General features: G+C 72.8%; 11 protein-coding genes. 6 read left to right on the top strand and 5 right to left on the bottom strand.

Annotated elements, in window-relative coordinates:
- Positions 1 to 52: 52 nt before the first annotated feature.
- Positions 53 to 1,051 carry a slipin family protein gene (locus ACZ619_RS30060; protein ID WP_469605405.1) on the top strand — a complete coding sequence of 333 codons (999 nt, stop codon included), beginning with the start codon at positions 53 to 55 and terminating at the stop codon, positions 1,049 to 1,051.
- Here ACZ619_RS30060 and ACZ619_RS30065 read toward each other — a convergent pair.
- Positions 996 to 2,186, bottom strand: a complete 1,191-nt coding sequence (locus tag ACZ619_RS30065; protein ID WP_469605408.1) for an MFS transporter — start codon at positions 2,184 to 2,186, stop codon at positions 996 to 998. The genes ACZ619_RS30060 and ACZ619_RS30065 overlap by 56 nt on opposite strands.
- A gap of 102 nt (positions 2,187 to 2,288) precedes the next feature.
- Here ACZ619_RS30065 and ACZ619_RS30070 point away from each other — a divergent pair, with 102 nt between their 5' ends.
- The 3 genes from ACZ619_RS30070 (at position 2,289) to ACZ619_RS30080 (ending at position 4,768) form a co-directional block, all read left to right on the top strand.
- Positions 2,289 to 3,302: a helix-turn-helix domain-containing protein gene (locus ACZ619_RS30070; RefSeq protein ID WP_469605411.1), complete on the top strand. Its 1,014-nt coding sequence runs from the start codon at positions 2,289 to 2,291 to the stop codon at positions 3,300 to 3,302.
- Positions 3,289 to 3,795, top strand: coding sequence for a glutathione peroxidase (locus ACZ619_RS30075; RefSeq protein ID WP_469605415.1), 507 nt, complete (start codon positions 3,289 to 3,291; stop codon positions 3,793 to 3,795). Before ACZ619_RS30070 ends, ACZ619_RS30075 begins: the two co-directional genes overlap by 14 nt.
- A gap of 67 nt (positions 3,796 to 3,862) precedes the next feature.
- Positions 3,863 to 4,768, top strand: a complete 906-nt coding sequence (locus tag ACZ619_RS30080; protein ID WP_469605417.1) for a MerR family transcriptional regulator — start codon at positions 3,863 to 3,865, stop codon at positions 4,766 to 4,768.
- A gap of 118 nt (positions 4,769 to 4,886) precedes the next feature.
- Here ACZ619_RS30080 and ACZ619_RS30085 read toward each other — a convergent pair whose 3' ends face one another.
- From ACZ619_RS30085 to ACZ619_RS30095, 3 genes are all read right to left on the bottom strand, one after another.
- Positions 4,887 to 5,078, bottom strand: coding sequence for a DUF397 domain-containing protein (locus ACZ619_RS30085; protein WP_469605420.1), 192 nt, complete (start codon positions 5,076 to 5,078; stop codon positions 4,887 to 4,889).
- 212 nt (positions 5,079 to 5,290) lie between these two features.
- Positions 5,291 to 6,148 carry a helix-turn-helix domain-containing protein gene (locus ACZ619_RS30090; protein WP_469605422.1) on the bottom strand — a complete coding sequence of 286 codons (858 nt, stop codon included), beginning with the start codon at positions 6,146 to 6,148 and terminating at the stop codon, positions 5,291 to 5,293.
- A 273-nt stretch (positions 6,149 to 6,421) separates the two neighbouring features.
- A complete protein-coding gene (locus ACZ619_RS30095) occupies positions 6,422 to 7,186 on the bottom strand; it encodes a GOLPH3/VPS74 family protein (protein ID WP_469605423.1) in 765 nt (254 codons plus the stop codon).
- A 177-nt stretch (positions 7,187 to 7,363) separates the two neighbouring features.
- Between ACZ619_RS30095 and ACZ619_RS30100 the strand changes: the two genes are divergently transcribed.
- Together ACZ619_RS30100 and ACZ619_RS30105 are read left to right on the top strand one after the other, a co-directional pair.
- Positions 7,364 to 10,222, top strand: a complete 2,859-nt coding sequence (locus tag ACZ619_RS30100; RefSeq protein WP_469605425.1) for a serine hydrolase — start codon at positions 7,364 to 7,366, stop codon at positions 10,220 to 10,222.
- Between the two features lie 208 nt (positions 10,223 to 10,430).
- Complete coding sequence (locus ACZ619_RS30105; RefSeq protein ID WP_469605427.1) at positions 10,431 to 12,329, top strand: MFS transporter; 1,899 nt, start codon at positions 10,431 to 10,433, stop codon at positions 12,327 to 12,329.
- Between the two features lie 110 nt (positions 12,330 to 12,439).
- Here ACZ619_RS30105 and ACZ619_RS30110 read toward each other — a convergent pair whose 3' ends face one another.
- Positions 12,440 to 13,576: a hypothetical protein gene (locus ACZ619_RS30110; RefSeq protein ID WP_469605429.1), complete on the bottom strand. Its 1,137-nt coding sequence runs from the start codon at positions 13,574 to 13,576 to the stop codon at positions 12,440 to 12,442.
- Positions 13,577 to 13,599: the final 23 nt, after the last annotated feature.

Raw genomic sequence — 13,599 nt, forward strand, 5'->3', positions numbered from 1 at the left:
CTCATTGGTCCGGATTCTTGTCCGGATCACGTCGAGAACGGAGTGTGTGCTCATGGACGGCGCCGTCGTAGGGGTCGTACTGGCGGTCGTACTGGCCCTGCTGGTGCTGCGCAGCGGGATGCGGGTGGTCAACCAGGTGGAGCGCGGGGTGGTGTTCCGGTGGGGCAAGGCGCTGCCGGAGCACCGGCAGCCGGGGATCACCTTCCTCGTCCCCTTCTCCGACCGGATGCGCAAGGTGAACGTGCAGGTGGTCACGATGCCGGTGCCCACGCAGGAGGGGATCACCAAGGACAACGTGTCGGTGAAGGTGGACGCCGTCGTCTACTTCCGGGTCGTCGACCCGATCCGCGCGGCGATCGAGGTGCAGGACTACGTCTTCGCCGTCGGCCAGGTCGCCCAGTCCTCGCTGCGTTCCATCATCGGCAAGAGCGACCTGGACGACCTGCTGACCGACCGCGAGCGGCTGCACGAGGGGCTCGCCCTGATGATCGACAGCCCGGCCGCCGAGTGGGGCATCCACATCGACCGCGTCGAGATCAAGGACGTACAGCTGCCGGAGTCGCTGAAGCGGTCGATGTCCCGGCAGGCCGAGGCCGAGCGGGAGCGGCGGGCCCGGGTCATCACGGCGGACGGTGAGTTCCAGGCCGCCCAGCAGCTCGCCAACGCCTCCCGGATCATGTCCGACTCGCCCGAGGCGATGCAGCTGCGGCTGCTCCAGACCGTCGTCGAGGTCGCCGCCGAGAAGAACTCCACGCTGGTGATGCCCTTCCCGGTCGAGCTGCTGCGCTACTTCGAGCGCGCGACCAAGCGGCTCGACCAGGAGGTCGAGAAGAACGAGATCGAGAAGAGCGGACGGGACGGCCGCGCGGACGGCCCCGGCGGGGGCGACGGGAACGCCACCGGGGACGGCCTCGGCGCTGGGCTCGGTGAGGGGCTCAGGGCCGGGATCGAGCAGATCGCCGCCGTGGCCGACAGGTTCGGGCCGGCCGCGGGGCTCACGGCCCCGAGGGAACCGGCAGCGGAGCCGGCCGATCCCGCCGAGCGGCCGTAGCGAGCGCCAGCGTCACGGCGAGCGACGCGGCCGCGACGAGTGTCATCGCGCTTGCGGGCGAGGTGAGTTGTGCCACCGAGCCCGCCAGCGCGGCGCCCACGCCCTGCATGGTCAGCATGCCGGCCGAGTGCAACCCGAGGGCGTGGCCGCTGAGTTCGTCGGGGGTGAGGGACATCAGCCGCTCCTGGAGGACCAGGCTGGCCGCGAAGCCGACGGCGGCGACGGTGACGCAGACCGCGGCGAGCGCGAGCGGCGGGTGCAGGGCGAACACCAGGTAGGGCGCGGCCAGCAGCAGCCGCAGCGGGACGTCCAGCCGGGGGCGCAGCGCGGGCGGCACGAACCGGCCGACGGCCACGTCGCCGGCGAACATGCCCAGCGCCCCGCAGGCGAACAGGGCGCCGGCGGCGTGCGGGGCGTAGGAGACGTAGAGGGAGTCGCAGCCGACGACCAGCCCGTTGGGGACCCACAGGCCCAGGTAGGTGAGGCGGCGCGGGCGGGAGGACCACAGCAGGGCGTTGGTGCGCCAGGTCGCCGCGACGGACGGGCGGCCGGCGGCGCGTGGCGGCCGGGCGGTCAGGCCGAAGCGGGTGCCGAGCGCCGACGCGGTGTAGAGCGCGGCCGCCAGCAGCAGACAGGACCGCGGGGACAGGAGCGCCAGGAGGAGGCCGCCGAGCGCGAACCCGGTCACCTGCATCAGCCCGTTGACCATGTTGAACACGGAACGGCCCAGTACGTAGCCGTCCTTGGAGAGGATCTCGGTCAGCAGTCCGCCGCGCACCCCGCCGCCCAGCGAGGCGACCAGGCCCTGGGCGACCAGCACCGCGAAGACGGCCGTGACCGGCAGGCCGGGCAGTGCCAGGGCGGCCGTGGCGGCCGCGAAGCCGAGGCTCATACCGGTGAGGGTGGCGCGCGGGGGCAGCCGGTCGGCGCCCGAGAGCAGCAGCGTGGCCCCGACCACCTGGGCGAGCTGCGGTCCGAACATGCTCACCGCGGACAGCAGGGGCGAGCCGGTGAGCCGGTAGACCAGCGTGCCGAGCGCCAGGGCGCCGATCGTCTGGGCCGCGCTGGCGGCGGCGAAGGTCAGGAGTAACGGAGGGAACTCGGGGGTCCGCAAGAGCTCTCGGTAGCTGCGCATGGACGGAGTCTCGGAGCGGACGGCACCCGGAGGTTACTGTTTCGCGCACGCGCGAAAGGCAGGGGCCTCGCGCGAGGGACCACGAAGGACGGGGGTCTTCCCGTGGGCTGGTGGCAGATGGACGCGGACACGCTCGCCCGCAGCCGCTTCGTGCTCTCCCCGCTCGCCGAGACCTTCGCCGCCCTGAAGCTGCTGCACGCGGGTGCGGGCCGGCATCCGGGCGAGCGGGCCTGGCTGCACGGGCACCTGTCCGGCTACCGGAGCCTGCTAGGGGCCGACCCGGTGACCGCGCGGCTGGTGCGGGCCGGGCTGGGCCGGCGGTGGATCGCCGACTTCCTCACCCCGGCGCCCCGGGACGGCGAGACCTTCGAGGAGGGCGTCGGGCGGGTCCGGGCCGTCCCGCCCGACGCGGCCCGCGCCCATCTGCGGGTCTCCCTGGCCGGGCCGCTCCCCGCGGAGCTGGACCGGGACGACCTGCCGGAGCGCGCGGCCCGGCTCCTGGAGTACGTCTGGACGGAGGCGGTGGAGCCGTCCTGGGACCGGCGCCGGCGCGTCCTGGAGGCCGATGTCGTCGCCCGGACCGCGCAGGTCAGCCAGGGAGGCTGGGCGGCCGTCCTGGACTCGCTGCGGCCGGGGACGCGCTGGCTCGGCGAGAGCCGGTTCCAGGTGAACCTGCACGCGTACCCGCCGCGCGAGATCTCCGGCGCCGAGCTGGTCTTCGTGCCGGTCACCCCGCAGACCGGGTGGGTGGCGTGGGAGGAGCGGAAGCGGTACGCCGTGGTCTACCCCTGCGACGGTGTGCTGACCGCCGCCGACCGCAGGGCCGTGCCGACGGCGCTGGGCACGCTGCTGGGCACCGCCCGCGCCGCTGTCCTCGTCCTGCTGAACTCGCCGCTTTCCACGACCCAGTTGACGGCGGTCACCGGGCAGGGGCTGGGCTCGGTCGGGCGCCATCTGAAGGTGCTGCTCGACGCGGGGCTGGTGGCGCGGCGGCGGGCCGGCCGGTCGGTGCTGTACTCACGGACGGCGGCCGGGGACGTGCTCGTCGGCGCCGGCCGAGGCCGGGCGCCGGCCGTCCGCCCGGCGGAGTTAGCATCCGCTCATGACGACTCCTGAGAACAACGGTTCCGTCCTCGACGTCGAGATCGGTGCGCTGCGGGGCGGTTCCGCCGGCCTGGGCGGCTACGCCGGCAAGGCCGTCCTCATCGTGAACGTGGCCTCCAAGTGCGGCCTGACCCCGCAGTACACCGGCCTGGAGCGGCTCCAGGAGCGGTACGCGGAGCAGGGCTTCACCGTGCTCGGGGTGCCCTGCAACCAGTTCCTCGGGCAGGAGCCCGGCAGCGCCGAGGAGATCGCCGAGTTCTGCTCGGCGACGTACGGCGTGACCTTCCCGCTGACCGAGAAGGTCGAGGTGAACGGCGAGGGCCGGCACCCGCTCTACGCCGGGCTCGTCGGGTTCGCCGACGGCGAGGGGCACGCCGGTGACATCCGCTGGAACTTCGAGAAGTTCCTGATCGGCCGGGACGGACGGATCGCCGCCCGGTTCTCGCCGCAGACCGAGCCGGAGTCGGCGGAGGTCGTGGCGGCGGTGGAGGCGGCCCTCGCCTGAACCGCCTTGACCTTGCCCCCGGGGCAGGGACGAGTCTCCCGGTCACCGGGTGGAACGGATCCGCCCGGTGACGGAGGATGTGGCCGTGGACGACGGGGAACTGCTCACGATCGGCGCCTTCGCCTCACGGTCCCGGCTCTCGGCGAAGGCCCTGCGCCGGTACGACCGCCTGGGGCTGCTGGCCCCGGCGCACGTGGACGCGTCGACCGGCTACCGCTACTACCGCGCCGGTCAGGTGGAGCGGGCCCGGCTGGTGGCGCTGCTGCGCCGGCTGGACATGCCGCTGGCCCGGATCGCCGAGGTGGTCGAGGCGGCGGACGGCGCGCGGGCGGAGGCGCTGCTCGCCGGGTACTGGGCGGACGCCGAGCGGCGGTTCGCCGGGCAGCGGACGCTCGCCGCATACCTCCGTGGACGGCTGTCCGGGAGGAGTTCACAGATGTACGAGACGTTCGTGGTGGAGACGGTCGAGGTCCCCGCGCAGGTGGTGATCACCGAGACCCGGCACACGCTGGCGGACGAGCTGCCCGCCTGGATCGGTGCCGCGCTGGGCCGTCTGGAGGCGGCGGCCGGGGAGTGCGGGGGCGTGAGCGGGGCGCCGTTCGTCGTCTACCACTCGGAGGTGTCCATGGAGAGCGACGGGCCCGCCGAGGCCTGTGTCCCGGTCGCCGACGAGGCGGCGGCGCGTGCCTGGGCCGGGCGGCAGGGGCGGCCCCGGGAGACGGCGGTGCGTGTCGAACCGGCCCGTGTCCTGGCCCGCACCCGCATCGGCAGGGCCCAGGTGGCCCATCCGCAGATCCTGGCGGCCTTCGAGGCGGTGGAGCACTGGATCGCGGGCCGGGACGACCTGGCGCACGACGGGCCCTGCCGCGAGACCTACTTCGCGGACTGGGACACGGCGGGCCCGCAGGACCCGGTGTGCGATGTGGCGTTCCCGGTGCGGAACCGGGCGCAGGACCCGGCGCCGTCGCGGTAGCCGGCGGGCACAAGCCGAGCCCCCTCGGCAAGGACGGCGGGCCGGTCGAGAGGGCTCTTGATGGTGCTTGTGAAGTTGTCGTCGTCGGGAGCGTGAACGGTGGGTCAGCGAATGCCCCCTACGCCTTGACCGAGGCCACGAAGGTGTTCCACGCGCCGGCCGGGAACGCGAGGACCGGGCCTTCCTGGACCTTGGAGTCACGTACGGCGAGTCCCGCGGTCGTCGGCGACTTCACCTCGACGCACGCCCCGTTCCCTGCGGAATAGGAGGACTTCGTCCACGTCTCCGTGGCGCCCTGAAGCAGTGCCATGTCCACTCCTGTAGCGAGTTGCTGTGGTGCTTGCTGTGGTGCGATTCGCGCCAACCTTCTGACGGGTTGGCGTGATCGACGCTACTAGCGAACTCCCCCGCCCGGAGGACTCGTTCACTCGACCGGGTGGCATATTCCAGGTGAGACTTCCACTGGAGCGTGGCATCCGTGTAGTATCCGGCGCCCACAGCCCGGAAAGCACCGGAACGGGCTCAGCGGGCATACTCCTTGGCCGCGTCGGCGATGAACTGCCGGGACTGCTCGACGTTCAGCGACTGGGCGCGCAGGTGCTCGTACATGACGGCGTACTTCTGCACGTCGTGGGCCTTCTCCAGGTACAGGTCGCTGGTGACGCCCTCCAGGTAGACGACGCTGGAGTCGGCCGCGTCGGTGAACTCCAGGATCGCGTACTGGCCGTTGAGGCCGGGGTGCGCGCCCACCTCGAAGGGCAGCACCTGCACGGTGATGTGCGGCTGCTGGGACATCTCCAGGAGGTACTCCAACTGCTCGCGCATCACCAGTCTGTTGCCGACCAGCCGGCGCAGCGCGGCCTCGTCGAGCACCGCCCAGAGCCGGAGCGGGTTGTGCTCGGCGGTGATACGTTCCTGTCGCCGCAGCCGGACCTGGACCCGCTTGTCGATGTCGGCGGCGGAGGTCTCCGGCAGCGCGCCCTGCACCAGGGCCTCGGCGTAGGCGCGGGTCTGCAACAGCCCGGTCACCAGCTGGGGTTCGTACACCCGCAGCGACTCGGCGTCCGTCTCCAGGCCGATGTAGACGCTGTACGGGATGTCCCCGAACGCGTGCCACCAGCCTTGCTGGCGCGAATCCCGGGCCATCTCCATCAGGGAGTCGACGACCCGCTGGTCGTCGACCTCGTACACCCCGCACAGGTCACGGACGTCGCGCTGGCTGATGCTCCGGCGGCCGTTCTCCAGACGGCTGATCTTCGACTGCGAAACGAGCAACCGCTCCGCAACCTCCTCCGCCGTCATGCCCTTGAGCTCCCGGAGCCTGCGCAGCTCCTGGCCCAGCCGGCGCCGCCTGACGGTGGGATTGACATTGGACGCCACGGGACGTGCACCTCCGGCTGCCTGCCTGTAACTACCACTTTGCGTATCTGCTGTTGAGCAGATTGCCACCAAGGTGCTTCCTACCGCTGGGAAACACTGGATATGCGGCGCGTACGCGTCAGTTCGGGCACGTTCCGGATCCTCCGGACTCCGGGGCCGGGGACGGCCGAGCGGGGCGGCGAGGCGCGTACTGCGTACGCCTCACCGCCCCGCTCGGACCAGCGGCTCCCGAACCGGGTCTGAGAGTTGGCGCGTTGCCGCCGCGGCTGCGGCTCAGTGCACCGCGGCGCGAGCCATCGCACCCCGCCGCGGCTGCATCGGAACACCACGGGCGGGTTCCGGCACACCGGGCCTGGCGCCTGGTCCGGCCGGCCGGCCCGCGGGGGCCTGGGCCGGGTTGCGGCGCGGCTGGGCGGCCGCGCCGTTCTGCACGTCCATCACGGCGTGGGCGACGAGCCCACCCATGGGGTCGTGCCGGATCAAGTCCCGCAGCCTGGAACGAGAGGAGCGTCCCTCGTTCCCCGGGTACAGGTGCTTGCCGAGTCCGACCGCGTGGGCCAGGGCGGCGAGCGCGGCGGTCCGCGGGTCCGGCGGTACGCCGGTGCGGATCGCCGAATCCAGCCGGGCACGGATCTCCCGGGTGATGGCGTTGTCCGTCGCCTGGTAACGAGTTGTCGGCAACACCCCGCACATCTGCCCCGCCACGGCGGCGACCATGCCGCACCGTTCGAGATGCGAGAGATAGACCTGACGCAGCCCCAGCCGGGGCCCGCCGATCCAGTTCACAGCCCGCACGGGAGCGCCACGCCTTCGCAGCAACTCCAACGCGCAGTCCAAAGTCGGATCTCCAGTCGGCCGTGGCTGCACCACGGCGATACGATCCCCGTCTGGGGCTATCCGTCCGGCCAGCGCCAGCTCCACTAGCTGTGCTCCGGCCAGACCGAGGTCGAGCGACTGCGGCTGCGCAGTGGTACCCGTGGCCGGGTCCAGTGCCAGCAGCAGAAGCTCCTCCGGAATTGTTCTGCGGCTCCTGCCCATCCATGCCTCCCCGCGTGGATGAATGACAGGGTGACCCCTCTCACATTGGTCTGTCGAGGGTGCGTGACCGGTTTGTAAGGGAACCGGGAGGTATGTCGTTCTCGTCTACCGCAGGGGCTAAGCCCGCACACAGGACACTGGTACATGGTTCGGACAACGCACGGCAACGTGCGAAGCGTGGAGGAGGCATCGGTGGCGGGCGAGTCCCCCGACAGGTCGAAGCAGCGCGAGTCGTCGGCAGAACCGACGTCGGGGAGCGAGGGTTCGGTTCCCGAAGCACGCGACCCGCGGCTGGCGGTGGCCGACGGGAAGGAGACCGGCGGCGGCGTGGACACCGCGACCCGGGTCTTCTCGGTGAAGGAGACGGCGGCGGGCGAGGACAGCCCCAAGCCCCGCGAGGCGGCGGCGGCTTGGGTACGACCGGGAACGCCGACGGACCCCCCCGAGGCTCCCGAGGCCGCCAGGACGCCCGAGGGGGCCCCTGAGCCCCCCGAGAGCGCCACGACCCCCCAGGAGCCCTCCGAGCGCCCCGCGCCCGCCACAGAGCCGACAACCGCCACCGAGCGAGAGGCCCCGGCCACCGCGAAGACCACCGCCGGGAGCACGGACGCCGGGCGCAAGGCTGCCGCCGAGGACGCGGACGCCGGGCGCAAGGCTGCGGCGGAGGACTCGGCGGAGGCCTCGGAGCCCGGGAACGGACCGAAGGCTGCCACCGAACCCCAGGCCGCCGAACCCCAGGCAGCCGAGCCGAAGGCCGCCACGCCGGAGGCCCCCGCGGCCGAGAAGGCCCGGCCCGAGGACGCGGCCCCCGCCGACGCACCCGAGACCGGCGCCGACCCCCGGAACGCCGAGCCGGAGGCCGCGGCCGGAGCTGCCGAGGTCGAGGACGCCGTTCCCGCCGACGCGTCGAAGGACGAAGCCGAGGACTCTCAGCGCGAGGACACCGTCTCCGCGAACGCGCCGAAGGCGGACACCGAACCCCAGGACGCCGAGCCGAAGGCCGCCACGCCGGGGGCCGCGGGGACCGAGGACGCCCCGAAGGCCGGCGCCGAGACCGCCGGGACGGAGACCGGGACCGGGGACGCGGCCCCCGAGGACGCCAGGCCCGAGGCCTCGGGGGAGGACTCGGAGCCCGAGGACGCCACCCCCGCGAACGTCTCGCGGCCCGGCGCGGAGCCCGAGGACGCCGAGCCGGAGGCTGCGGCGGAGGACTCGGAGCCCGGGGACGGGCCGAAGGCCGCCGCCGAACCCCAGGACGCCAGACCGAAGGCCGACGCCGAGGCCGCCGCGGCCGAGAAGGCCCAGCCCGAGGACGCGGCCCCCGAGGACGCGGCCCCCGCCGACGTACCCAAGAGCGACACCGGCCCCCGGGACTCCGCGCCGAAGACCGGCGTCGGCCCCCGGGACTCCGCGCCCGCCGACAAGCCGGAGGCCGACGGCGGCAGCGGCACCGGTGGGGGCGCGGTGGCCGGGGGCGTCGATCAGCCGACGACCACCCTCAAGGCCCCCCGCCCGAAGCCCCAGGTCGACCAGCCCACCACCATGCTCAAGCTGGGCAGCCTGCCGAAGACCCCGGCGAAGACCCCGCCGAAGACCCCCGAGCGGCCCAGCAAGTTCGTCGCGCTCAAGTCGGACATACAGCAGCCGGACGCGAAGCCGGCGCCGAAGCCGAGGACCGAGCCCGCCTCGACCACGCGCACCACGGCCTTCCCCCAGGTCGGCCCCGAGCGCACCACCCAGCAGCCGCTTCCCCCGAAGCCCCCGCTGGACCTGCTCGCCGAGCTGACGAACACGCCCCCGCCGCCGGAGACGTCGGTCCGGACGATCCTCCGCCGGGTCAAGATCTGGACGCCCCTGGTCATCGTCCTGCTGATCGTCTTCGCGGTCGTACAGAGTCTGCGCCCGCTCCCCCAGCCCACCCTCGACCTGACCGCGAAGGACACGTACACCTTCGACGGCAGCGAGGTCGACATCCCGTGGCCGGCCGACGGCCAGGCCGCGCTGGACGTCGAGGGCATCGGCTCGTTCGGCTCCTCCGGCTCCCAGAAGCCCGTGCCGATCGCCAGCGTCGCCAAGGTGATGACCGCGTACATCATCCTGCGCGACCACCCCCTGAAGAGCGGTGCCGCCGGCCCCAAGATAAAGATCGACCAGGCCGCCGAGGACCAGGCGAACGCCGGCCAGGAGTCGACCGTCGACGTGACGGCCGGCGACTCGGTCACCCAGCGCGAGGCGCTGGAGAGCATCCTGATCGCGTCGGCCAACAACGTGGCCCGTCTGCTGGCCCGCTGGGACGCGGGCAGCGAGAAGGCGTTCGTGGCGAAGATGAACGCCACCGCGAAGAAGCTCGGCATGACGAACACGACGTACACCGACCCCTCCGGCCTCACCGACTCCACCGTCTCCACGGCCGTGGACCAGGTGAAGCTGGCGAAGGCCGCGATGTCGAGCGAGCCGGCCTTCCGCGAGGTCGCCACGATGATGTCGTACGACGACTACAAGGGTGTCAACCACTCCAACTGGAACCAGCTGGTCGGCCACAACGACGTCGTCGGCATCAAGACCGGCACCACCACCTCCGCCCTCGGCAACCTGGTGTTCGCCGCGAAGAAGACGGTCGGCGGCGAGACCCGCACGATCATCGGCGCGGTGATCCGGCAGCCCGCCGGCGGCACCGACAACACCATCCTGAGCGCCGCCCTCACCGGCGGCGACAAGCTGATCCGGGCCGCCCAGGGCGCGCTGAAGTCGGCGACGATCTTCAAGAAGGGCGATGTCGTCGGGTACGTGGACGACGGCCTCGGCGGCCGCACCCCGGTCGTCGCGACGAAGGACGTCACGGCCGTCGGCTGGTCGCGGCTGAAGGTGAAGCTGTCCTTCGCGGCCGACGACGTACCGCACACCGCGAAGGCGGGCACCGACGTCGGCACCCTCACCGTGGGTGACGGCTCCGGTTCCGCCGTCAAGGTCCCGGTCGCGCTGGAGAAGGATCTGACCGAACCCGGGTTCGCGAGCAAGCTGACCCGTCTGGGCTGAGCCTCGCAAAACCCATAGCAGGCATTACGTCACGCACCCCGCCGATTGGCGCCCCGCCCCGGGGCCCCGCGGCGGGGTGCGTGCTAGCGTCACGAATCGGGGCAGGTCGCCGACCGTCGGGACACGGCCGCGAACTGGACGGGAACCGGCCGGTAACACCGTGGAACGCGGCCGAGAACAGAAGACGGGACACGGGGAGTACCGACAGGTGGCCACAGCGGAGCCGACACGCGCCGACGACGCCGACCCGGGCCCGGTGGCGGGCCCGCGAATAGCCGTGCCGCCGGCGGATCCGGACGCGCGCGCGGACGGTGACACGGCGGAGACGGCGGAGCCGGACGCGCCCGCCGACACGGAACGTGACGGCCGCCTGGCCCGGCTGCTGCGCGCCGCCGAGCCGCTGCGCCTGCGCATGCTGCGGCACCCGGTGCTGTCGGTCACGGCCCTCGCCGGCGTCCTGCACATCATCTGGTTCTTCACGTTCGCGAACAGCGGTGGCGACCTCGCGGCGCAGGACGCCTGGGCCGAGTTCGTCGGCCGCCACCCCGACTCCGCGTACAACCTCGCCTGGTACGGCGGCATGCACCCGGTGTCGTACAGCGTGGTGTCGCCGTATCTGATGTCCGTGCTCGGCGTCCGTACGACGCTGATGATCGCCGGCACCGCCTCGGCCGGGCTGCTGACGCTGGTCCTCATCCGCAGCCGGATGGTGCGCAACCCCCTGTGGGCCTCGCTCGCCGGGGTGTTCGCGCTCATATGCAACGCGCTGTCCGGGCGGGTCACCTTCGGGCTGGGCACGGCGTTCGCGCTGGCCTCGGTCGGCGCGGTGTTCTGCTGGCCCCACCGCTGGCGCTTCAAACGCTGGGCGAAGGCGCTGGTCGCGGCCCCGCTCGCGGCCCTCGCCACCATGTCGTCGCCGGTGGCCGGGCTCTTCGTCGGTCTGGTCGCGGTCGCGCTGTTCCTCCAGAAGCGGCGCCCGGGCGCCTGGGCGCTGGGCCTCGCCCCCGCCGCCGTGGTCGCCGTCTCCGCCTGGCTGTTCCCGTTCTCCGGCACCCAGCCGATGGGCTTCGGCTCGGTGGTCATGCCGCTCTCCTACGGCCTGTTCTGCCTCTTCCTCGTCCCGAAGAAGTGGAAGACGGTCCGGCTGACGGCGGCCGTGTACAGCCTCGCGGTCGTGCTGGTGTGGCTGGTCAGCTCGCAGATCGGCTCGAACATCTCGCGGCTGCCGATGCTCTTCGCGGGCGCGACCCTGATCGCCGCCCTCCCGTACACGGTCCCGCGCTCGCGCAAGTACTACGTCACGATCCTCGCCTTCCTCGGCTTCGTCGGCTGGATCGGCTTCAAGTCGGTCGACGACATCCTGCACACGACCCCGGCCGCGTCCTGGGCCCGTGAGCTCGCCCCGCTGGTCCACCAGCTCCAGCAGGTCGGCGCCGAGAAGGGCCGCGTCGAGGTGATCCCGGCCCGCTCGCACCGGGAGGCGTCGGCGCTCGCGCCGTACGTCAACCTGGCCCGCGGCTGGAACCGCCAGGCGGACATGGAGCGCAATCCGCTCTTCTACGACGACACCCTCAACTCCGCGAACTACCACGAGTGGCTCCAGCGCTGGGCCGTCCACTTCGTCGTCCTGCCGAAGGACGAACCGGACGGCGACGGCGGCGAGCGGGAGCGGGCGCTGGTCCAGCGCGGGATGCCGTATCTGAAGCAGATCTGGGGCGACGCGAACTGGCAGCTGTTCAAGGTGACCGACGCGGTGCCGCTCGCCGAGCCCAACGCGGTGGTGGACAGCGCCGAGCAGGGCGAGCTGACCATCGAGGTCCGCAAGGCCGGGCGGATCCTGATCCGGATCCCGTACTCGCCGTGGCTGAGCATCGTCGACGCGGAGGGCAAGAGCCTCAAGGCGCCGCAGGAGACCCAGGCCTCCAAGAACCGCCCCGACGGCGAGCCGAAGAGCTACGTGAACGTCAACGGCTGCCTGGCGGAGACCGCGGAGGACGCGAAGGGCGACAAGTGGACGATGCTCCTCGCCCCCAAGGCCGGCACCTACCGCCTCGCGGCCCCCTACCAGCTGCCCCGCGGTACCCCGTGCCCGGACGAGCTGAAGTGATCAGGCCGCGCCGCGGGACGGCGGTCGCCGCGCCGGCGTTCCGCGGGGCGGAGGGCTTCCAGGGCACCGTGCTCGAACGCGCTGTCCCGCGGGTCGCGCTCGGCTGACCCTCACCAGCTGTCCGGCCCGTGCCGCAGCTCCCAGCGCCCAAGGTCGTGGAAGGACAGGTGCGCCGTCGGGACGCCGGTGCTCCGGTAGAACTCCAGACCGGCATCCCAGACGGCCCCGTACGCCGGCCCGTTCTCGTCGTGCGTGCCCAGCTCCCGCAGGCAGCGGGACGCCCCGTACACGGTCCAGCCGCCCACCGGGAGGACGGCCGCGGCCAGCTCCTCGGGGGTCACGTTCAGGTAGGGCTGGAGACAGACGCTCCAGATGCGCGACGCGTCCAGTGTGCTGTCGGGGCCTTTGGCGGTGTGGCGTCCGAGGATCTCCATCCGCAGCGGTGTCTCCGGCGGCATCCCGCGGGCGGGCCGGGCCGGGTCCTGGGCGGCGAGGCGTTCCAGGGCCGCGGCGGCGGCCCCGTCCGGGTCGCGCCGGCCGGCCATCGTGTGCTGGAGGCGCTTCCACGAGCGGTCGATGTCGGCGGTGGTGACGCTCTCGATGACCGGGACGAGTTCCCGCAACGCCTCCCAGACGGACTGCCGGTCCGCGGCGAACGCCACGGGTGCCTCTTCGAGGTAGAAGATCAGGGACGAGGCGCACATACGGGCCTCGGTGCGCTGGTCGTTGTCCGTCAGGTCGTCATGGCGGACCGCGCGCCGCCACCGGCGCAGGACGTCGGCGGCACACGCCCACTCGCCGCCCGCGCCGAGGAGCCGTACGAGGTGGAAGAGCTGGTCGTACCCGTGGGCGCGCCCCGCGGCACGGCCGGCGTCGAGCAGGCCGGCGAGCTGGGCCGCGATCTCCGGTACCCGGTCCGGGCGCCCCGTTCGCAAGGCGTCGGCGGCGGACCACAGCAGGTCCTCGGCGCGGGCCCGGTCCGGGTCGCCGTACTCCGGCGAGCCGTTCAGCCGGGCGTCGAGCTCCACCCGCTTCGCCTCGTGCTGCCAGGGCTCGGCCAGCGAGAACGTGACCACGGCGGTGCCGCAGCCGGGGCAGGTACGGGGCCAGCGGTCCGAGGGATGGTCGGGACCGCCGCGCCCGCACTCCTCGGAGGGGCAGATCCACCGGAGGCCCACGGCGCCCTGGGGCGGCCGGTATCCGTGGCGCGTGGGTGGCGGCGCCTTGCGCCGGTCGAACAGTCCCATCGGTGCCGGTGCCTCTCATCGGT

This window comes from Streptomyces sp. NPDC104367, from assembly GCF_055583825.1.